We start from the raw sequence: 21,252 nt of genomic DNA, 5'->3' as shown, positions 1-21,252 counted from the left end.
AATCGCTCTGTTCAAACCCACTTCCTGTAAGGCTTCTGTGTTTGGCGATCGCAGATTTTGTGAGAAATTCGGGGCTAATATTGATCAACAAATACGAATGGAGTTAACGCAAGAAGGAGAATTAATTATTATGAGTCCAACAGGGGGTGAAGCAGGGAGAAAAAACTTTAATCTCTATTTAGATTTAGGTATTTGGAATCGTCAAACTAAATTAGGAAAAGCTTTTGATTCTTCTACTTTATTTATCTTACCCAATGGTGCCAGAAGAAGTCCTGATGTTAGTTGGATTAAATTAGAACGCTGGAATGGTTTAACCCTTCAAGAAAAGCAAGGTTTTCCACCCATTGCTCCCGATTTTGTTATTGAATTAGTTAGTCCCAGTGACCTAAAAAATCAAAGATATTCTGATTTACAATTAAAAATGCAAGAATATTTAGGGTTTGCTGAAAAAGTTTCTCCAAAATTAATGAAAGGCGGTTTGATGAGTTCCCCTGTTCTATTATTAGTAAATAAGGACAAAAAAAGCGACAAAAACTGCCTCAGAAGTTTAGAAAGATTGACAACTAAAAATGTAATAGCAATAGATGTAATGGAGGTTTCAGGGAGTTTTGTCATCACGAGATTTAGGCTAAATCTTCGTTTAGCTTGTCCAAACTTTCCCTCAATAGCATTACGGAAGCATTCATCGGAGTGGGCTTGTTTCTTTTCTTCTTCACTGACATTTTTCGGAGGTCTTCCTAACTTCGGACCACTGATTCTTATCCCTCTTTCTTTACACTAATTTCTGTTTTCCCTAGTTCGATAAATTTTATCTACATGGACGGATTCGGGATAATAGCCAAACGTTTCTTTATACTTTTCTACTTGTTCTTTTAAATGACAAGATTCATTGAAGTTTTCCCAACTTATTTTGTCTAGAAACACATAGTTATCTACACAGCTTACTGAGAGTTTAGCTCCAAACTCTATTGGTTTTCCTGCTTTTCCCCTCACTATTGGACGAATATGCGGTTGAGTTAAACTTACAATTCTTTGAGGAACACTCTGGGTCTTATTCTCCCACATTGACTGTTGTTGTTCATAAACTTTTTTGATAGTCTCTAGACAATTTTTCTGTCTTTTACTCAGATTTTCCAGGGAAGCCCCAGCTTGAATTAAGTCTTCTATATTTCCTAAATTTTTCTTAAGGTATTTTAACTGTTTCCCGATAGCTTTTCTTCTTTCTTGATAAGATACTTTTCGTTTTTTAGCTACTTTTAAGTATTCCTTTCTAGCAATTTTTCTAGAAGTTCTCAGCTTTTTTCTCAATTTTACTCTTAATGGTTTATAAAGATTATCTATTATTCTTTTTGTCTCAATTCTGGCTTGATTTAATATGCCTAAATCCGTTGGGTATTTGATGTCTGCTGGCGCACAAGTCGCATCTAAAATTAGTTTACCTTTATTTTTTATTTTTTCTCCTTTTTCTTGGAGACAATCCTTTTTTTTTACTTCTTTATCACTCTTGTCTATTTCTCTTTTTACTATTTTTTTATTGATTTTGTTTATCAATTCTCCATCAATTCTTTTCCTAAAATGAACTAGCATTGAAGATTCCAGTGGTGGCTCTTGTTGATAACAATTTAAACCTATAAAGTATTGTAGATAGGGATTTTCTCTAATCTGTTCTATAGTTTCTCTATCACTTGTTCCTAATTTTTCCTTAATAATTAATGTCCCTAATGCCATTCTAAATAGTTTGGCTGGCGCACCTTTTTCTGCTGAAAAAAGTTTAGCATATTCTTCCTCAAAATCATCCCAAGGTATCAACTCTGCCATGATTACCCAACAATTATTGGGGGACAATTTGCCCTCGAAAGGTAATTCAAATTTTTCTGGGGGCGGTAAAGGTTGCTCCTCTTTTCGATACATTTGTTCTTGACCAACAACTGGGAGGTGTTTCTACCAATTATAGCGGTTTGTAGCCGACAAAGCTGATCTTTTTTGCGATCGCGAATATGGGTGTAACCTTTTAAAGAATAGGGTTTTGCTTTTATTCAGCAAACCCTATTTATAGTCAAATTTCTGTTCCCGAGTCCAGTTCTATTTTAGGACTTTTTGGTTTTGGTCTGTACGGCTTAGCAGTTTTCTTTAAGCAAAAGTCCCCAGCTAAAATCTCCAGATCGTTAAAGTTATGATAGACATTAGACTGCCATTAATATCTGAGTTAATGACTTGATTATTGGCAGTCTTAAACAATCCTCTTTTAATTCGACGACCAAGATCCGAGTTATGCTTGCCCATTGCTTCTAAATCTAAATCTAAAAAAACTAATATATTTATAGAAAACTTTAAGCAGTTTTCTTCTTGGCTTTTTATGGGCGAGTTACTGTCTTTTTAACTGTAGGATAAGGATGTTTTTTATTCCTTTTTTTCCCTTGTTTCCAACCGGGATACTTTCCACGGGGTTTGGGGGGCTAAACAATCATGTGATAGAGTGAAGTCTTTAGAGATTGGGTTTTTCCCGACTGCAAAACTTATCAAAATTAATTGTTTAACATTTTTATAAAAGCCCATGATAGAACCCATATCGCTTATTAATAATGCTTTACAGTGGTGTAGTCCATCGCTGTTAGCCACCGCTACAGAAGGAGAGAGTTATGGAAAAGCCCTAGCTGTATCTCTCGCTTTAGTAAGTCTTTCAATCTATGTATTTAGTCGTTTTTTTGAAGAAATAGCAGCCAGACTAGTGCAGCTTGGCGAAAGTAATCCACCAGATTTTTACAGAAACTTTCGTGACTAGCCACGACAATGTGTTTCAATGAAACTAACGGAAGAATCTCGAAGTTGATGTCCATGATAAAAGCATTGCCAATTAACCTCTCCAACCTACAGAAAACAGTACTCCAACAAATAGTGAGAGGGACAACAAACCCCTATCGCCTTGTTAGACGAGCCAAGCTAATCTTAGCCGCAGCATCAGGAGAGAGCAATAGTTCGATTAGTCGAAGATTAGAATTAGACCGAGTACAAGTGCGTCAGTGGCGATCGCGATGGTTTGAGGAGAGAGAAAAACTGAGTGCCGCCGAAGAACAACAGGTAACGGAGAAAGCATTAATGGTCTTGATCAAAGGAATTTTAAGCGATCGCCCAAGACCTGGAACAACAAAATCCTTTACGGTCGAACAAGTAGTCCAGATTGTAGCGATCGCTTGTGAAGAATGTGAAAAATCAGACAGACCAGTGAGCCATTGGACACCTTCAGAGTTGGCGGATGAAGCCATAAAAAGAGGAATTGTCGAAAAGATTTCCCCCCGTAGTGTGGGGCGTTTTTTAAAAAGAAGCGACATTACAACCACATCTCGTTCGTTACTGGTTAAATGCCAAAATTGATGATCCCTTAAAATTTAAAAAGCAAGTCAAATATATCTGTGAACTTCATCAAGAAGCTAAAACTTTGTTAGAACAAGGAATTCATTTAATTAGTACAGATGAAATGACAGGGATTCAAGCTCTTGAGAGATTATTTCCGAACAAAAGAATCAAGCCTAAACAAGTAGAAAAAATCGAATTTGAATATGAAAGACACGGAACTTTAAGCTTGATTGCGAACTGGGATGTGGCAAGAGGAAAAGTTGTTAGTCCCTTTATTGGACCGACAAGAACAGAACAAGATTTTTCTGAACATATCCAGAGAACGATTAAGATTGATGAAAAAGCAGAATGGATTTTTATTGTAGATAAACTCAACACTCATAAATCGGAAAGCTTAGTCAAATTAGTAGCAGAAAGCTGTGGAATTACTATTGATTTGGGGAGAAAAGGAAAGGAGGGGATTTTGCAATCTATGGACAGCAGAGCAGATTTTTTATCAGATGAATCTCATCGAATTCGCTTTGTTTATATTCCCAAACATACATCGTGGCTTAATCAAATTGAGTGTTGGTTTTCGATCTTAGTCCGGCGTTTACTCAAAAGAATTACTGTCCGTTCAACTGAAGAACTATCCCAAAAAATTCTCAATTTTATTGATTACTTTAATCAACATTTTGCTAAGCCGTTCGTTTGGAAATTTAAGGGCTTTAAAGATCATAACTGACTGGTGGATTATTTTTGCTAAGCTGCACTAGTCTAATTCTGATTATTTTTTCGGTGATATCATAGTTACATATTGGCTCTTTAGTCTTACACATTGCATCTAACTCTGATGATATTTTATTTAATTCTCTACTTTTATTGAATTTATTTTGAGCTTGAGCTAATTATATTTTATAAGTCGATGTTAAGGGTTGAATTTCATTCCACTTAAAGGTATTTTGAGGGACTTTATTGATATGGAGTGTAGCCATATTCCAATAGTTAACTGCTTGTAACAATTGGTTACTTTTTTCTGATTTCTCAGCTAGTTTAGCATATTTATTAGCTTCCTCATACATTTCTAAGGCTAAATTTTCTTGTTTTTTCCGTTTCTCAATTCTATTTTTCCTGAATATATAGCTCTGTAAAAGAGTACGAGATTCCTGATAAACAGTTGTTTCTATTGGTATGTCTTGTAAGCTTTTTATAGATTTTGTCCAACTATTATATACTAATTCTAAACTGCTTACATTGTTGGCAGTATTTTCTCTATTTTGAGCTAATAATGCCCCTGATTTTGCTTGTTCTAGGCTTTTGAACGCTCGTTTTTCTTTTACTATCCTTTGATTAATTAGTTGGATATTATTTGAGTATTCTTTATATTTCTGATTTTTTACTTCCTCTAAAAATTCATTATTCTGAATTAATTTTATCTGGGCGATCGCCGCCTGAAATTCTTGTTTAAGTGCTTCTAGTTGTGAAAGTGATAAAGGAGATGATTCTGATAAGGATAATGATAATAGTGCTTTGCTTTTTTGATTTATAGCAGATTCGAGTAATAAAATATCGTCTAATTGTTGTTGATATTGATTCTTGAGTTGAGAAGATTCTTGATGATAGTTAGACCAAAAAGGAATGTCGTGTAATAAATTAATGGCTAATTCTAAATTAGTTTTTACTAAAGTTATTTCAGCATCACTAACATTATTTTTTGATAAAATTTCAGTCTGTTCATAAATTTGTTCTGCTTGATTAATTTGTGGACATTCACCAAAAACACAAGGACGAGTTAAACCATAAAAAAGACTAATAGTCGTTATGGTGGCCAAACTGCAACCCATAACTAACAAAGATAATTGATTTGATTTAAATTTTTTTGTAAAAGCAGTTAATCTTGTTGCATCAGGAATACTATTCATTTTTTACCACGCCTCTTAACCCGAATTTCTCACAAAATCTGCGATCGCCAAACACAGAAGCCTTACAGGAAGTGGGTTTGAACAGAGCGGTCGCAGATTTCCCCAACCAACAGTCTGTTGTCAGATTTTAAGTTAAAATCAACCCGAATTAGACAAAGATGAAAAGATAAATCAATCACTCATTTTTCCAAAAAAATTATTAATAAAATCTCTAATAGTACTAGATTGTTAGAATAAAATATGCTATAATTTAATTATTAAAGCAATTTACCTTAAACTGATTTAATGAGTCCCGGTTATCCCCGAACCCCTCGTCAAGTAATCAACTTTAGTAAACAGAAAGGAAAAGAAATAATCGCTAATTTTGATGGGGGACTAATCACTTCAGATGCGGGGATTGTCTGGATAGCTGAGTTGGATAAAAAACTGGGAATTACCGAGAAGTTTGGTAACTGTTTTCAAGATCATCGTCATCAATCTTATGTAGATCATTCCGTTCATGAGTTATTAGCACAAAGGCTTTATGGAATTATTTTAGGCTATGAAGATGTCAATGACCATGATAAATTACGTCACGATCCTGCCCTTAAGATCGCTTTAGAAAAGCTTAATAAACTTGAAGATAAAAAGGGATGGTTAGCTGGAAAAAGTACAATTAATAGATTGGAATATTGTCCTGAGACTATTCTCGACCAAAAAACGAGTCGTTATCATAAAATAGAACCCAACTTTGAAGCCATTGAAAAATCTTTTGTCGAATTTTTTTTAGAGTCTTATAAAAAACCTCCCTTAAGTATTATATTAGATATGGATGTCACGGATGACCAAGTACATGGTAATCAAGAAGGGGCATTTTTTAATAGTTATTATCACGGAGTATGTTATGCTCCTTTATATATTTTCTGTGGGCATCATTTATTAGTTGCTAAACTTCGTTCATCTAATGTAGATCCAGCCGATGGAGCCTTAGACGAATTACAAAGAATTATCGGACTAATTAGAGAAAAATGGTCAGAGACTCATATCCTAGTTAGGGGTGATAGTGCCTATGCCCGTGAAGAAATCTTCTATTTTTGTGAAAATTAGCCTTTAGTTGATTATGTTATAGCTATGGGAACAAATGGCGTTCTTAAGTTACGAGCGGATGATGTAATTGAAAAAGCCAAACATGAATATGAAAAAAAACTAGCTCCAATAACTGAATTAATGGATAGTTTATTTCAGAAAAAAGAAGATTTAGAAGAAGTTAAAAAATTAGTACCAATTTCTACTTGGTATCGCTCTATTAGTTATAAAACAGAAAAGTCATGGAGTTGTCAAAGAAGAGTAGTGACAAAAATTTGTTATGGAAGTGATGGCTTAAAAATGCGCCATGTGGTGACATCTTTGCCCGCTTCAAAAATTCCACCCTCAAAACTTTATACAAAAAAATACTGTCCGAGAGGCGAGATGGAAAATCGGATTAAAGAACAACAATTAGACTTGTTAGCTGATAGAACTTCAACTCAAACATTTCAAAGTAATCAACTAAGATTATGGATAGATTCCTGGGCTTATGTTCTCATAAATGCTTTTCGTCAACACTGTTTAAAAAAAACTTCATTGGCTAAAGCAACTGTGGGAAGAATACGTCTAAATCTTCTTAAGTTGGGAGCCAGAATAAAGATTAGTTGTAGAAGAATTATTATCGCTATAGCTAGTGCTTGTCCTTATCAAGATATTTTGTCTATTGCTAACAAAAGAATTAAAACTATTCCTAATACTGGATAAGTAGAATAAGTTGTTTTTTAAAAAAGATATCTATCATAAGTTGTTGACTGACTGATACTTTCATTTAGTCTTATTTATAGTGGAGAAAATCAAAAGTTAATATAATTATTCCCTCTTAAACTCAATTTTTGGATAATCAAAGTCAATTTTTTTATTCATCTATATTCAAAATTTCTATTAGTCCTAAAAATCATCATTTTTCATCTCTGGATTGGGCTTTCAAATTAATTTGTGAGAAATCCGGGATTAGCGGCTGCCAACATTTCAGGTAATTTATGTCTAGGTTGAAACGGTTTTAAAATGACATTGGTAGCTTTTTTTCCACAAGAGTACTTTTCTAGCCTTTCCAGTGCTTCTTGTTTACCCACAATAACAACAGCCAAATTATCAAGATGATTTAACTTAACGGCTGCATCTATTAAAATTTCTAATGGTTGAGTTAGGGCAATATTCCCCGAATAGAGAACGACAAATTTATCATCTAAATTATTTTCTTTGCGGAAGTAATTATCTTCTTTTTCAAGAGGTTTAATAAAGTTAATATCTACCCAATTAGGAATTTCTATAATTTTCTCTTTAGAAACTTTCTTCTCTAAAAGGTTTTCGGTGAACCCATCACTAATTACACTAATTTTTCTCGCTGTTTTATAAGCAAACTTTTCCAACCATGTAAACAAGCGAATCATTTTAGGATTACGAATTAAGCCCACATGAACGGCTGCATCAGGTAGAATATCTTGTAAATTGAGAACAATGGGTGTTCGATATAACCAACTAAGAATAGCTGCTGGAACACAGACTGGCAGACCAGGAATTGTCAAAAAAATAACATCAGGACGAGAACCTTTTAAAACCTGGAAAAAACTTAAAAAAACAAAACTAATCTCGAACAAAGCCCGATTTTAAAAATTTCTTTCACGAGATATCCAGACAAAACTCCGTTGAATTTTCACGCCATTACAATTTTCAGTAAGATACAATTTACCCTGATACTCTGGAGCAATTTCACTATTGGGATACCAGGGCATAGCGGTAACAACTCGCACATTATGTCCTTTCTTAACTAAACCCTCGGCTAACTCTGTCATTAGAGGGGCAATACCAATGGGTTCGGGATGATAATTATACGAGTAAATAAGGATGCGCATGTCCTGATCATTAGAATTAAGATAAAGTAAACAGATTTATAGTCAAGGTGTTTTATGGGAGACTAGCCATTAATAATAAAGTATATTAGTTCAGGGTAAAAATATATCTATTACCCTTCATTCAAACCCAATTAATCCTAAAGGTCAAGAAATTACCAAAAAATTGGGTTTAAAGCCCCGTCCTTCTTGCTCCGTCCCTATGTCTGAGGGAACCTCAGACGGGGCGATCGCTTGTCTCAAACTGACGCAAGTGATCTACTGACGCTGTGCCTTGGCAATCAAAGATATGGGGTTTTATCCATTATCGTGGGGCGCACGAAAAGTAACGCTTGGGGAAAGAACCACCTCTGGACTAAGAATCGCAAGGTACACGGGTCTAAGTGGACTTGTTGAACCAAGAATCCACTCGCCATAAGGGCAGTGGAGGGTCAATTACTCCCTTAGCCTACCCTAGATCGGACCCTGTCGTGAACTACGGGGTCTAAATTAAACAAGAAATCCCTAAAAATGGTTAAGATAGAAAGTAGGCGACCCACTTCCCAGTGCGATTCATGACAGCATCTTCTGATAATTATCCCAAAGTATTGATCCGTCCCGTCCAATATCGGGATCTTGACTGGTTAGAAGGTATTACCACAGAGACTAACCAGACTGCCCCAAATTCGGTTTCTTTTGCAGAACAATTACAACAAACCAAACGTTGGTTTGGGGTTCTCAAGTTTCTTAGCTGGTTCCCCAACAGTCTTAGAGATCATTTTCGTGTCTATGTAGCAGAGTCACCCCAACAATCAGATCCACGACTAAAACGGTTAAAAGGATTTATCCATATTTCCCCTTTCAACATGGGACGGAGTACCTGGCGTGTAGAAAAGGTTATGGTGGCTTGTGATCAAGGACAACCTGAGCTATTAACCAACCCTAAGGGTGTAGGATCTCAGTTATTACGCTATTGTTTAGAAGCCGTCTGGGAAGCCAGAACTTGGGTTTTGGAGGTTAATATCAATGAAAAGAATACCTTAGCCTTATATCGGCAAAATGGCTTTCAACCCTTAGCCCAATTAACCTATTGGTTACTAGAACCTACATTATTACAAACCCTAGCCCAACAGAATTCAGAATTGCCCAATTTACTGCCAGTGAGTAATGCAGATGCGCAATTATTATATCAGTTAGACTGTGTTTCTATGCCTCCGTTATTAAGGCAGGTTTTTGATCGCAACTCACAAGATTTTAAAACTCATTTTTTGATGGGATTATGTTCAAAATGGCAGCAGTGGCTTAATCAAACAGAAGTCGCCCAGGGCTATGTTTTTGAACCCCAAAGAAAAGCAGCGATCGGTTATTTCAAATTAACCCTATCTAAAAATGGTTCTCAACCTCATCAGGCACAGTTGATTGTCCATCCTGCCTATACTTGGCTTTATCCAAAGTTGTTGGCACAAATGGCACAAATCGTCCAAAAATTTCCTAGTCAAGGTTTAGAGTTGATCTCAGCAGACTATCAGCATGAACGGGAAGAATATCTAGAAAAATTGGGGGCAAGTCCCATTGAAAATACTTTGTTGATGTCTCGTTCTGTCTGGCACAAACTCAAAGAAGCCAAACTAGAAGGACTCCACCTATCAGATATGTTACAAGGGTTACAAGCTGTACCTCGCACTCCTATTCCCACTCGTTTTTCTTGGGTTAAAGAACCTATTAATTTGTCGGAGAAAAATCAAATAGATTCTCAAAAATACCATCATCAAGACAATAATAACTCTTTCAAATCTTCGGAAAAAATAGATAAAGGTTCAAAGTAGATATTTTATGTTATGTCATGGCTTGTACAACAATAATTGGGGGATAATTTAACATATCTTACCAAAATTCCTTACCGAATAATTAATAATTAATAGTTAATAGTTAATACTAAATAATAGAGGGTATAAGATTCCCCTCTGTTATTCAACAATTTTTTGAGTTACGAAGAAGTTTAATTAACTACCAGCAGGAACAAGATCAACCTCATCGGTTCCATCGGTTTTTCCTTGACCAGAAGTCATTTGTTCCCCGTTAACTTCAATGGCAAAAGGTGTATCATCTAAACTAAGATTATAGTCAGTTAAATCGGCAGTATAACCAACACTTGCGATCATTTTACGACCTTCTTCATCTGTATATTTAGGGTTTGCTGAATAAAAGCAAAACCCTATTCTTTAAAAGGTTACACCCATATTCGCGATCGCAAAAAAGATCAGCTTTGTCGGCTACAAACCGCTATAATTGGTAGAAACACCTCCCAGTTGTTGGTCAAGAACAAATGTATCGAAAAGAGGAGCAACCTTTACCGCCCCCAGAAAAATTTGAATTACCTTTCGAGGGCAAATTGTCCCCCAATAATCGTTGGGTAATCATGGCAGAGTTGATACCTTGGGATGATTTTGAGGAAGAATATGCTAAACTTTTTTCAGCAGAAAAAGGTGCGCCAGCCAAACTATTTAGAATGGCATTAGGGACATTAATTATTAAGGAAAAATTAGGAACAAGTGATAGAGAAACTATAGAACAGATTAGAGAAAATCCCTATCTACAATACTTTATAGGTTTAAATTGTTATCAACAAGAGCCACCACTGGAATCTTCAATGCTAGTTCATTTTAGGAAAAGAATTGATGGAGAATTGATAAACAAAATCAATAAAAAAATAGTAAAAAGAGAAATAGACAAGAGTGATAAAGAAGTAAAAAAAAAGGATTGTCTCCAAGAAAAAGGAGAAAAAATAAAAAATAAAGGTAAACTAATTTTAGATGCGACTTGTGCGCCAGCAGACATCAAATACCCAACGGATTTAGGCATATTAAATCAAGCCAGAATTGAGACAGAAAGAATAATAGATAATCTTTATAAACCATTAAGAGTAAAATTGAGAAAAAAGCCGAGAACTTCTAGAATAATTGCTAGAAAGGAATACTTAAAAGTAGCTAAAAAACGAAAAGTATCTTATCAAGAAAGAAGAAAAGCTATCGGGAAACAGTTAAAATACCTTAAGAAAAATTTAGGAAATATAGAAGACTTAATTCAAGCTGGGGCTTCCCTGGAAAATCTGAGTAAAAGACAGAAAAATTGTCTAGAGACTATCAAAAAAGTTTATGAACAACAACAGTCAATGTGGGAGAATAAGACCCAGAGTGTTCCTCAAAGAATTGTAAGTTTAACTCAACCGCATATTCGTCCAATAGTGAGGGGAAAAGCAGGAAAACCAATAGAGTTTGGAGCTAAACTCTCAGTAAGCTGTGTAGATAACTATGTGTTTCTAGACAAAATAAGTTGGAAAAACTTCAATGAATCTTGTCATTTAAAAGAACAAGTAGAAAAGTATAAAGAAACGTTTGGCTATTATCCCGAATCCGTCCATGTAGATAAAATTTATCGAACTAGGGAAAACAGAAATTGGTGTAAGGAAAGAGGGATAAGAATCAGTGGTCCGAAGTTAGGAAGACCTCCGAAAAATGTCAGTGAAGAAGAAAAGAAACAAGCCCACTCCGATGAATGCTTCCGTAATGCTATTGAGGGAAAGTTTGGACAAGCTAAACGAAGATTTAGCCTAAATCTCGTGAGATTTAGCCTAAATCTCGTGATGACAAAACTCCCTGAAACCTCCATTACATCTATTGCTATTACATTTTTAGTTGTCAATCTTTCTAAACTTCTGAGGCAGTTTTTGTCGCTTTTTTTGTCCTTATTTACTAATAATAGAACAGGGGAACTCGTCAAACCGCCTTTTATTAATTTTGATTATACTTTAAACAATTTTTATGTACTAAAACTTATTGATTTGTCAGAAAATTCTTGGTCAAAAGTGGCATAAATTTTGGAGAAACTTTTTCAGCAAACCCTAATTCTCGTTTTAAAGCCTCCCAATCTCCAGGATCTTCTAACTCTTCGTATAACTTGGAACTAGCAGTAATTGTTTCTTTACAGAGATCAACATTTGGGGCTATATGTTCATTAATCTGAGTCGCTTTTGCTGCTTCCTCAAAGGATGATGTTTGTGGGGGTGGGGATGTTGTGGGAGTTGAAGAAGTATCAGTATCTTTTAATGCTTGTTTGAGATCATGTAATTCTTTAGTCAAAGTCATTAACAATGTTTCCATTGTTTCCAGACGCTGGGTTACGTCTGTTGGTGAGGGAATTGGTATTTCAGTGGGAGTGGGAGTCGAGGGATCAACGTAAGAGGGACACACCTGAGCAAATTCCTTTAAACCAATTTCCCCATCTTCAAGCAATGAAAGTGCTTCCGTTCTCAAAGAAGATGGTTGATCCCTTCGGGAGATTTGTTTGAGTTGTTCTAGATCGGCACCTTGAGCAATGGCTGTTCTTAAAGCTGGAGTGATGGCATGGAATTCGTATAATTGGACATAACCATCGTATCCTTCACCGTTGCATTGACGGCAAACTCGCCCCTTTTGTCTCATCTGTTCGATTTCTGTCTCCTTGAGGCAACGGGCTTGATAAAAGCTATTTTGGGAACTATCAGTCTCAGAAATACCCAATTCAGCCAATTCCCTTGCCGTCGGTTCATGAATCATACGGCAAGCAGGGCATAAACGAGGAAGACTATGTTGATGAACCACTCCTATTAAAGTATCTGCCAATAAAGTTGGAGTGACCATTTCCCTCAATAAAGCAATGGCACTAATGCCATCTTCAGCGTTGAGACTGGTGAGAACAAAACGGTCATTATCTGCCATTTCTGCAACCATTCGGGCCACCGATGGGTTGGAGAGATTATCAACTAGAATACGGGCTTTATCTTGCTGGAGAAGGGATTGCAATACCGTATGATAATCTTGTTCTTGATCAACATCGATCTCAGTTTGACTCATACCAGAGAGAAGATAGCTGATAGATTCTTCCACAGTGGCCATGGCTGATGGATTAGCTATATTTTGAGAGAACAAACTACAAAGAAGGGGTGTAGGGGCTTTTGTATCTGTACTGGTAACTAATAATAATCCCGAAGAACCCTCCATCATTTCTTCCAGGTTTTGTCTGATCACTTCATCAGAAATGAAGGTTTCCAAATTGGGGGGTTTAACAGCACTATCCACCACACGAATGGTCATTTTTTCCCCATACAAACTGGCCTCAGTTTGTACGAAAAAATGGATGGTGCGACCTCCCCCTCGTTTGCGAATACGACCTCTTTGTGGAGTTTGAGATTGGTTAACCTCCAACTCAGCCATAGATTTTAACCGAGATAGGATAGGTGAGGCAAATTTTTTGGGTAAAGGATCAACAAGGGGTTTGAGAATTTCCGCTTTACCATAGCGAATGCTGAGAAAATTGGCCTCCGGTTCAATCTGAATAGAAGTGGCTTTTTTTTCCACTGCTTTGGCTAGAAATTTATTAACCAGGGCAACAACCCTATTAGATGGTGTTTCCTGTAAGATGGCATTGGTTGCTGGTGTAAATTCTGGTGGAGAAGATTTATCACCAACAATGGTGGCCTCACAATCTGGTACTGGTTGACCAATGAGCGTGGCTTCACAATTTAAGGAGTCTTGAGGGTGATTAGACATGGGTGGTTAATGATAGGCTTGAATTAGAATTTAATAATGGCATTCGGGTCAGTTAACGAAGTCAGAAGTCAGAAGTCAGAAGTCAGAAGTTGTTTTTGAAACAGAGATTTATGCTCCGCTTCAAAAACTATGCGCCTTAAAAGGCGGGGTTTTAGACCCAACTATTTTCGATAACATTTCTCATATCCTGTCGGTTAGTTACTTAAGTTCGACGTAAGACAAAATTTCCATAAGTTGTAGCACTGGAAGTCTTTATCCCCCGTGACTACCTTGAAAAGTTTCTCACTCTGAACTCCGAAATCCTAATACCGAACTCAGATTTGTTGGTTGTTACAACCAGAAAACAATCCCTTCATGGTGTTACTCTTCTCTATCAGGATTCCCAAATTCTTCCCTCCAGTTAGCATTGCAGTATAAAAATAAGGAACCCATAGGCTCTAGTTGCCTATGGGTTCTTGATTGAGCCACAATATTGATAATAGGGAAACCAACAATCTTGGAGATATATACGAAATCTCTAGAGTAATCCAGTGTTGGTTCCAGGTTTCCCTGTGGCTAATTCAACTTTGACGATTTTACCGCCCATTTTCATGATGCGTTGTTGTTCCCTAAACCAATTATCGTAGGGAACCAATTTTGTAAAAAAGGTATTTTGTAATTCTCGCTGAGTCCGAATTCTCGTTTGACTGGGAACACAAGCGGTGACTTTAAACATTCGCATGGGTTAAGTTCTCCTAAATTTCCTCAAAAATTCTTATACAACAAAGTTCGGGAGTCAAGAGTCAATACTAGATGGTCAAAACCCATCTTTAGCAGCAAAGATTGAGCCTTTAACCAGCTAGCACTCACTCTAGACTTCCCGAACCCCTTTTTCAACAACCTTTAGTTAGTTGTTACCCTCAGTGGTTCTAGCTTAAGCCAGAGCAAATGTAGTCAAAATAGACACCCATTTCTTGTCCTGCATCTGCACCAACCAAACCAGCAGTTACTTCTTTCATGGCTTGAATAGCTTGAACAGTGCTACCGATGGGAACACCCAAAGAGTTGTAGGTTTCTTTTAGTCCATTAAGAACACGCTCATCGAGGATGGAAGGATCACCCGCTAACATAGCGTAGGTGGAGTAACGGAGATAGTAGTCGAGGTCACGAATACAAGCAGCGTAACGACGAGTTGTGTACATATTACCGCCAGGACGGGTAACATCGGAGTACAGTAAGGACTTCGCTACTGCTTCTTTAACGATGGCCGCAGCGTTGGCACTGATGACACTAGCTGCGCGAACACGGAGTTCTCCGGTAGCGAAGTAGCCTTTCAGTTTATCGATCGCTTCACCATCAAGGTACTTTCCTTGAACGTCGAAGGAATTAATGACGGAGGTAATTGCATCTTGCATAGTTTTGCTTCCTTAATCTTGCCTAGTCTTCAACAGTCTTAACAATTATTGGGGACGGCTGAGATAATGCGAGTATTTTTTACTCGTCTTAGCTCATCGCACCAATAACATAATCGAAATAAGAAGCAGCTTCTGCTGCATCATCAGCAGACATCATGCCAGTGGCTACTTCTTTCATTTCTCGTACACTTTGGGCTACTGCGTCAATTGAGGTTCCCAAAGACTTATACATTTCCTTTACACCCACTAAACCGATTTCTTCGATGGGGGTAACATCACCAGAAACGATTCCATAGGTGATTAGACGGAGATAGTAGTCCATGTCACGAAGACAGGTAGCGGTCATTTCTTCGCCGTAAGCGTTTCCACCAGGAGAAACAACGTCAGGACGCTTCTGGAATAAGCGATTTCCAGCATCCTTAATGATGGTTTCCCGTGAACCGGTCAAGGTTTCTGCAATGCGTAAACGGGCAGCACCGCTGGTAACAAAGGCTTTGATTCTATCGAGTTCGCCAGGGCTAAGGTAGCGAGCTTCTGCATCAGCATTCACGATGGATTTCGTGACAATACTCATGGATGGATTCCTCCCAATAATTTAAACTAGATGCGCTAATAGTTACATCTTATACGAAATCGGGTTGCAATTGGATCGCTTAACTTGATCCATTGTCAAGCAACCTGACCCATCTATTTTCTGGTATTGTGTTGACATTCACTATCGTTTCTTAATATTTTGTAACATTTTTTTAATAAATCGGGGATAGACACCCCACCGATCACTACCACTCGGATAAGCTTGAAACGTTCAGAAAGTGGGGAGTTTGGGAAGGAAAGACATTCAACAACCCTAACTTACTACGTTGAAGTTAGGGATTGCCACTCCTAAAAGTGGCGACGCAAGAGTTGAATAGCCCATAGAGCTTAATCTTGGAACACACTCTCAAATACTTGTCTAGTTTGAGTTATCTGTAAGTTTGTTTGGGCAAACGCTTTAAGAAAGGGCATCTTAGATTAGGTGGGCGAAGACACAAAAAACTCATTAATTTGAGGAATTATCTTATGTATCGAGTACCAGTTTTATCACCAGACGGAAAACCGTTAATGCCGACAAAACCAAGTCGAGCTAGACGGTGGATAAAAGAAGGAAAAGCAATTCATAAGTTCAATAAGCTAGGGCAATTTTTCGTCCAGCTTGTAGCCGAACCTTCTGATAGTAAAACTCAACCTATTAGTTGTGGAATAGACCCAGGAAAACTCTTTTCTGGGATTGGAGTCCAATCAGCTAAATTTACCTTGTTTACTGCTCACCTTGAACTACCCTTTAAAAAAGTTCGAGAACGGATGGATAATCGTCGGATGATGCGACGAGCAAGAAGGGGAAGACGAATTAATCGTAAACTACCTTTTCCCTTAAGAGCGCACCGTCAAAAGCGGTTTAATAATCGAAAACAAGGTAAATTACCACCATCTATTAAAGCTAATCGACAACTAGAATTAAGAGTGATTCAAGAATTGTGTAAAGTATTTCCTATTACTGATATTTACTTTGAGTACGTCAAAGCCGATGTTGATTTAACATCGGGTCGAAAAAAAGCTAAGTCAGAAAAGGGATTTTCAGCCGTTATGGTAGGACAGAAATGGATGCTTAAACAATTAGAAAAGTTGAGCAGTGTTCATACCATTTACGGTTGGCAAACTTCCAATTTAAGAAAACACCTGAAATTGGAAAAATCTAGAAACAAAGCAGAACAAACACCTAGTTCCCATGCTGTTGATGGTGTTAGTTTCGCTTGTTATCAATTTCTTAGGTATAAAGCCCATTATTCGGGTAATAATCATGGACATAGTTGGCAAGGAAATGTAACTATTACCCTTTGTCAATTCATGGTAATCAAACGCCCTCCCATTAGTCGTCGTCAACTTCACTTAATGCTTCCAGGCAAAGGAGGTAAAAGACGAAAGTACGGAGGGACAGTTACTCGTCATAACATCAGAAAAGGAGATTTTGTCAAGGCGGAAAAGGCTAACAAGGTTTTCTATGGCTGGTGTTCTGGGGATACAGCAAAACAAGTCTCAGTTTCCGATTTCGATTGGAAAAGATTGGGACAATTTACTGCCTCGAAAGTAGTGTTGCTCCAACGCTCTACGGGTTTAATTTGTAAACAAGGAACGGAAGAGCGTTGGAGCAACTGTTTGTTAGTTGATGCTAGTTTCCTCCCCGACGTTTTCAGACGACGGGGTTTCCACTCGCATATTTTACGATGAAATTAATATTGCCCCACCAGTTGCCGATGGTTTCGATAGCGGTAATAAGCAGCACAAGCTCCTTCTGAAGATACCATGGGCGCACCTAGAGGGTTTTCTGGTGTACATTGGGTTCCGAAAGCAGGACAATCGTTAGGTTTTTTGTACCCTTGCATGATTTCACCGCTAATACAGACTTGTGGGGCTGTGGATGGGGTTAAAGAGGATAAGGGGCTTTCAAAGCGTTTTAAGGCATCATAGAGGGAGTATTCTGGGCGTAAACCTAAGCCACTCTCCCGTATTTCTCCAATACCTCGCCAACGACGGGGAACCACTTCAAAGATTTCTTGAATGAGTTGTTGTGCTAAAAAGTTACCCTGAGATTTTACGGAGCGAATATATTGATTTTCACAGTCATATTTTCCGGTTTCTAATTGTTGAATACAATGATAAATTCCTTGCAAAACGTCGATAGGTTCAAACCCTGTTATGACGATATGTACTTTATATTTTTGAGCGATAGGTTTATAAGCTTCGTAGCCCATAACGGTACAGACATGACCTGCTGCTAAAAATCCTTGCACCACACAATTAGGCGATGATAAAAGGGCTGACATAGCTGGGGGAACTAAGACATGAGAAACTAATAAAGAGAGGTTTTCAATTCCTTGTTGATCAGCCTGATAAACTGCCATAGCTGTTGCTGGGGTGGTTGTTTCAAAGCCAACAGCAAAAAAAACAACCTCTTTATCAGGATTTTCTTGAGCAATTTTTAAACTATCTAGAGGTGAGTAAACAATACGAACATCCCCACCAGAAGCTTTGATAGTTAATAAATCTTTTTCGCTTCCAGGGACTCGCAACATATCCCCAAAAGAACAAAAAATAACATTAGGTAAACTAGCAATTTTTAAAGCACAATCTATTAATTCAATGGGGGTAACACAAACAGGACATCCAGGACCGTGAATCAGGGTAATCTCAGGAGGTAATAGGCGATCTATCCCATATTTAACAATAGAATGGGTTTGTCCTCCACAAATTTCCATGATTGTCCAAGGTCTAGTAATTGTTTGTGTGATCTCTTGGACATACTTTTGAGCTAGATCAGCATTACGATATTCATCAACAAATTTCATAGTGTTCTCAGTTTAAAATGACAATAGATAATACTTTTTTACTGAATACTATTCTCTTGACTCGATGATAATTCTCCCTTCTGCTTCTCTTGAGGAAAATTAACTTTTTTTTTGTTTTTCTATTAATATTTGAAAATTGATGGTTTGTCTAGGTAGGCAAAACCTTGAATTATTCACTATCATTGATAACAGTAGTCAAAGCCTTATTATTTCAAACATCGTTAAGCGTCATAGATGAGCGAAACTTCCCAAACCCTGCAATTACCAACCCATGAAAGTGCGATCGCCCTAGCTGGAGTCGCCGAAGAAAACTTAAAATTCCTCTCTCGTCATACGGGAGCTAACTTGGTCTTACGGGGTCAAGAATTAAGGGTTTATGGACAAGAAAAACCAGTGGATAGGGTGATGAAAGTCTTGCGATCGCTTAAACCTTACTGGGAAGAAGCAAAAACTATTTCTCACCCCGATCTCATGACGGCCTTTCAAGCGCTAGATACCGGACGCATGGAGGAATATCAGGACTTACAGAAATCAATTTTAGCAACAACCCGTCGAGGGGAAGTCATTCGCGCGAAAACCTTTCGACAAAAACAATATATTAAAGCTATCCAAAAACACGATGTTACTTTTTGTATTGGTCCAGCAGGGACGGGAAAGACTTTTCTAGCTGCTGTTTTAGCGGTTAGGGCCTTATTAAACGATGAGTGTGAACGGTTAATTTTAACTCGCCCGGCAGTGGAAGCAGGGGAAAAATTGGGATTTTTACCTGGAGATTTACAACAAAAGGTTAACCCATTTTTAAGACCTTTATACGATGCGTTATATGAGTTTATTGACCCACAAAGAATTCCTGATTTAATGGAAAGAGGACAGATAGAAGTTGCACCTTTAGCTTATATGAGAGGACGGACTTTAAGCAATGCTTTTGTCATAGTTGATGAGGCACAAAATACCACCCCTGCACAATTAAAAATGGTCTTGACTCGCTTGGGGTTTGGCTCAAAAATGGTAGTAACAGGAGACATTACCCAAACCGACTTACCCAGACATCAAGAGTCTGGTTTAGTGGTTGCTACTAAAATTTTAAAGTCCGTGGAAGGTATTGCTTTTTGTTACTTTTCTCAAGAGGATGTAGTTCGTCATCCTTTAGTGCAAAAGATTGTAGCAGCTTATGAAAAGTTTGAACATTAATAAATTGTTTTTAATTGTCTTTTTTATTTTTGATATTATCTATGGGTATAATGTTGGGAATATTATCATCGAAAAATTGGGTCTGAAACCCCGTCCTTTAGCGGAGCGCAGGACGGCTTTACTCTTTTAGTTTAGCTTACTCACACAATATGTGTTAAAATGTGAAGTATGAGAGAACGTGCCTATCGATTCAGGTTTTACCCAAGCCCGTCGCAAGAAAACCTCTTGCGACGGACAATGGGATGTGTTCGCTTGGTGTATAACAAAGCATTACCCGCATTTCTCACAAATTCTGCGATCGCTAAACTTCAAACCATTATGTAGTCTGAGTTTAACCTTGATTTGAGGGGCGAGTAAAAAATAACAGTGTGCCATTTTAAGCGATCGCTTGAAAAATAAGCCACATCTAACCTCTAGCTGATTACTGATCAGTTTGTGAGAAATGCGGGATTAGCGGTACGCACCGAAGGTTGGTATGAAAAACAGGAACGAATAGGCTACAGTCAAACATCAAGTCTATTAACTGAGTGGAAAAAGCTTGAAGATTTAGAGTTTCTAAATGAAGTTAGTTGTGTGCCATTACAACAGTGTTTAAGGCATCTTCAAACAGCTTTTACCAACTTTTGGGCTAAACGTTCTAAATATCCTAACTTTAAGAAAAAGAGAAATGGGGGAAGTGCCGAATTTACCAAGTCAGCGTTTAAATGGAGAGATGGTAGGCTGTTTTTAGCTAAGTGTAAAGAGCCTCTAAATATAGTCTGGAGTCGCTTTTTGCCTCAAGACTGTTACCCATCAACAGTAACAGTTAAACTTGACCCATCGGGACGCTGGTTTGTCTCAATTTTAGTTAAAGACCCAAGTATTAATCCATTACCAAAAACAGGTAAACAATTAGGAATTGATGTCGGGATCACCAGCTTAATTACTACTAGCAACGAAGAAAAAGTAGCTAATCCGAAACAATTTAACCGCTTATACAAAAAGCTAAGAAGAAAGCAGAAGGCTTTGAGTCGGAAAACCAAAGGCTCAAATAATCGATATAAAGCTTGCTTAGAAGTAGCTCAAGTTTACGCTCAAATTAAAGATGCTCGTACCGACTTTCTTCACAAGTTAACCACTAAACTTGTGCGAGACAATGACCTGATTGCTATTGAAGGCTTAGCTATTAAAAATATGGTTAAAAACCACAAGTTAGCTAAGTCAATTAGTGATGCTAGTGCAGCTTAGCAAAAATAATCCACCAGTCACTTATGATCTTTAAAGCCCTTAAATTTCCAAACGAACGGCTTAGCAAAATGTTGATTAAAGTAATCAATAAAATTGAGAATTTTTTGGGATAGTTCTTCAGTTGAACGGACAGTAATTCTTTTGAGTAAACGCCTGACTAAGATCGAAAACCAACACTCAATTTGATTAAGCCACGATGTATGTTTAGGAATATAAACAAAGCGAATTCGATGAGATTCATCTGATAAAAAATCTGCTCTGCTGTCCATAGATTGCAAAATCCCCTCCTTTCCTTTTCTCCCCAAATCAATAGTAATTCC

16 protein-coding genes and 5 pseudogenes are annotated in these 21,252 nt (G+C 37.4%); 11 read left to right on the top strand and 10 right to left on the bottom strand.

The genetic code is table 11. The features are described from left to right. Nucleotides 1-37: 37 nt before the first annotated feature. Nucleotides 38-436: pseudogene (locus tag CWATDRAFT_RS10770) on the top strand (Uma2 family endonuclease); the annotation flags it as partial. Here the strand turns inward: CWATDRAFT_RS10770 and CWATDRAFT_RS10765 are convergent. Beyond that, nucleotides 394-1,911, bottom strand: a pseudogene (locus CWATDRAFT_RS10765) (IS5-like element ISCwa2 family transposase). The pseudogenes CWATDRAFT_RS10770 and CWATDRAFT_RS10765 overlap by 43 nt on opposite strands. A 643-nt stretch (nt 1,912-2,554) precedes the next feature. Here CWATDRAFT_RS10765 and CWATDRAFT_RS37180 point away from each other — a divergent pair. The 3 genes from CWATDRAFT_RS37180 (at nt 2,555) to CWATDRAFT_RS10750 (ending at nt 4,078) form a co-directional block, all read left to right on the top strand. Further along, the gene (locus CWATDRAFT_RS37180) at nt 2,555-2,782 is read left to right on the top strand and encodes a hypothetical protein (RefSeq protein ID WP_042711425.1); all 228 of its coding nucleotides are present in this window, start codon (nt 2,555-2,557) and stop codon (nt 2,780-2,782) included. An 8-nt stretch (nt 2,783-2,790) separates the two neighbouring features. Then, nucleotides 2,791-3,372: a helix-turn-helix domain-containing protein gene (locus CWATDRAFT_RS10755; RefSeq protein ID WP_007303150.1), complete on the top strand. Its 582-nt coding sequence runs from the start codon at nt 2,791-2,793 to the stop codon at nt 3,370-3,372. A 64-nt stretch (nt 3,373-3,436) separates the two neighbouring features. Beyond that, nucleotides 3,437-4,078: a transposase gene (locus tag CWATDRAFT_RS10750; RefSeq protein WP_007305043.1), complete on the top strand. Its 642-nt coding sequence runs from the start codon at nt 3,437-3,439 to the stop codon at nt 4,076-4,078. Between the two features lie 163 nt (nt 4,079-4,241). Here the strand turns inward: CWATDRAFT_RS10750 and CWATDRAFT_RS10745 are convergent, their stop codons facing one another. Beyond that, complete coding sequence (locus CWATDRAFT_RS10745; protein WP_007305042.1) at nt 4,242-5,255, bottom strand: hypothetical protein; 1,014 nt, start codon at nt 5,253-5,255, stop codon at nt 4,242-4,244. Nucleotides 5,256-5,540: 285 nt separating this feature from the next. Here CWATDRAFT_RS10745 and CWATDRAFT_RS33385 point away from each other — a divergent pair. Then, nucleotides 5,541-7,025, top strand: a pseudogene (locus CWATDRAFT_RS33385) (IS1380-like element ISCwa5 family transposase). A gap of 233 nt (nt 7,026-7,258) precedes the next feature. Here CWATDRAFT_RS33385 and CWATDRAFT_RS10730 read toward each other — a convergent pair. Then, nucleotides 7,259-8,173 (bottom strand): annotated as a pseudogene (locus tag CWATDRAFT_RS10730) (glycosyltransferase); the annotation flags it as partial. A 551-nt stretch (nt 8,174-8,724) separates the two neighbouring features. Here CWATDRAFT_RS10730 and CWATDRAFT_RS10725 point away from each other — a divergent pair. Beyond that, nucleotides 8,725-9,975, top strand: a complete 1,251-nt coding sequence (locus tag CWATDRAFT_RS10725) for a GNAT family N-acetyltransferase (protein ID WP_007305037.1) — start codon at nt 8,725-8,727, stop codon at nt 9,973-9,975. Nucleotides 9,976-10,152: 177 nt separating this feature from the next. On the opposite strand, the gene CWATDRAFT_RS10720 is transcribed toward CWATDRAFT_RS10725, so the two are convergent. Then, nucleotides 10,153-10,311 carry a hypothetical protein gene (locus CWATDRAFT_RS10720; protein WP_021837003.1) on the bottom strand — a complete coding sequence of 53 codons (159 nt, stop codon included), beginning with the start codon at nt 10,309-10,311 and terminating at the stop codon, nt 10,153-10,155. 164 nt (nt 10,312-10,475) lie between these two features. On the opposite strand from CWATDRAFT_RS10720, the gene CWATDRAFT_RS10715 reads away from it, so the two are divergent. Beyond that, nucleotides 10,476-12,023 carry an IS5 family transposase gene (locus CWATDRAFT_RS10715; protein WP_007305036.1) on the top strand — a complete coding sequence of 516 codons (1,548 nt, stop codon included), beginning with the start codon at nt 10,476-10,478 and terminating at the stop codon, nt 12,021-12,023. Here CWATDRAFT_RS10715 and CWATDRAFT_RS10710 read toward each other — a convergent pair. From CWATDRAFT_RS10710 to CWATDRAFT_RS10695, 4 genes are all read right to left on the bottom strand, one after another. Further along, nucleotides 11,983-13,737 carry a GspE/PulE family protein gene (locus CWATDRAFT_RS10710; protein ID WP_007305035.1) on the bottom strand — a complete coding sequence of 585 codons (1,755 nt, stop codon included), beginning with the start codon at nt 13,735-13,737 and terminating at the stop codon, nt 11,983-11,985. The two genes, CWATDRAFT_RS10715 and CWATDRAFT_RS10710, sit on opposite strands and share 41 nt — an antisense overlap. A gap of 517 nt (nt 13,738-14,254) precedes the next feature. After that, nucleotides 14,255-14,458 carry a phycobilisome linker polypeptide gene (locus CWATDRAFT_RS10705; protein ID WP_007305034.1) on the bottom strand — a complete coding sequence of 68 codons (204 nt, stop codon included), beginning with the start codon at nt 14,456-14,458 and terminating at the stop codon, nt 14,255-14,257. Nucleotides 14,459-14,645: 187 nt separating this feature from the next. Continuing rightward, nucleotides 14,646-15,131 carry an allophycocyanin subunit beta gene (apcB, locus tag CWATDRAFT_RS10700; protein ID WP_007305033.1) on the bottom strand — a complete coding sequence of 162 codons (486 nt, stop codon included), beginning with the start codon at nt 15,129-15,131 and terminating at the stop codon, nt 14,646-14,648. 88 nt (nt 15,132-15,219) lie between these two features. Then, on the bottom strand, nt 15,220-15,705 hold the full coding sequence (locus tag CWATDRAFT_RS10695) for a globin family protein (RefSeq protein WP_007305032.1): 486 nt from the start codon (nt 15,703-15,705) through the stop codon (nt 15,220-15,222). 485 nt (nt 15,706-16,190) lie between these two features. On the opposite strand from CWATDRAFT_RS10695, the gene CWATDRAFT_RS10690 reads away from it, so the two are divergent. Further along, nucleotides 16,191-17,396: an RRXRR domain-containing protein gene (locus tag CWATDRAFT_RS10690; protein ID WP_007305031.1), complete on the top strand. Its 1,206-nt coding sequence runs from the start codon at nt 16,191-16,193 to the stop codon at nt 17,394-17,396. 2 nt (nt 17,397-17,398) lie between these two features. Here the strand turns inward: CWATDRAFT_RS10690 and hypD are convergent, their stop codons facing one another. Next, on the bottom strand, nt 17,399-18,514 hold the full coding sequence (gene hypD / locus CWATDRAFT_RS10685; RefSeq protein WP_007305030.1) for a hydrogenase formation protein HypD: 1,116 nt from the start codon (nt 18,512-18,514) through the stop codon (nt 17,399-17,401). 234 nt (nt 18,515-18,748) lie between these two features. On the opposite strand from hypD, the gene CWATDRAFT_RS10680 reads away from it, so the two are divergent. From CWATDRAFT_RS10680 to CWATDRAFT_RS10675, 3 genes and pseudogenes are all read left to right on the top strand, one after another. Continuing rightward, complete coding sequence (locus CWATDRAFT_RS10680) at nt 18,749-19,705, top strand: PhoH family protein (protein ID WP_007305029.1); 957 nt, start codon at nt 18,749-18,751, stop codon at nt 19,703-19,705. 168 nt (nt 19,706-19,873) lie between these two features. Next, nucleotides 19,874-20,029, top strand: a complete 156-nt coding sequence (locus CWATDRAFT_RS33380; protein ID WP_081450946.1) for a helix-turn-helix domain-containing protein — start codon at nt 19,874-19,876, stop codon at nt 20,027-20,029. 105 nt (nt 20,030-20,134) lie between these two features. Then, nucleotides 20,135-20,923: pseudogene (locus tag CWATDRAFT_RS10675) on the top strand (RNA-guided endonuclease InsQ/TnpB family protein); the annotation flags it as partial. Nucleotides 20,924-20,949: 26 nt separating this feature from the next. Here CWATDRAFT_RS10675 and CWATDRAFT_RS10670 read toward each other — a convergent pair. Continuing rightward, nucleotides 20,950-21,252 (bottom strand): transposase (locus tag CWATDRAFT_RS10670; protein ID WP_007305027.1); only part of this gene is annotated, 303 nt, incomplete at its 5' end.

The sequence above is a fragment of the Crocosphaera watsonii WH 8501 genome (genome assembly GCF_000167195.1).
Classification (GTDB): domain Bacteria; phylum Cyanobacteriota; class Cyanobacteriia; order Cyanobacteriales; family Microcystaceae; genus Crocosphaera; species Crocosphaera watsonii.
This window is presented reverse-complemented; position numbering and strand designations above follow the sequence as displayed.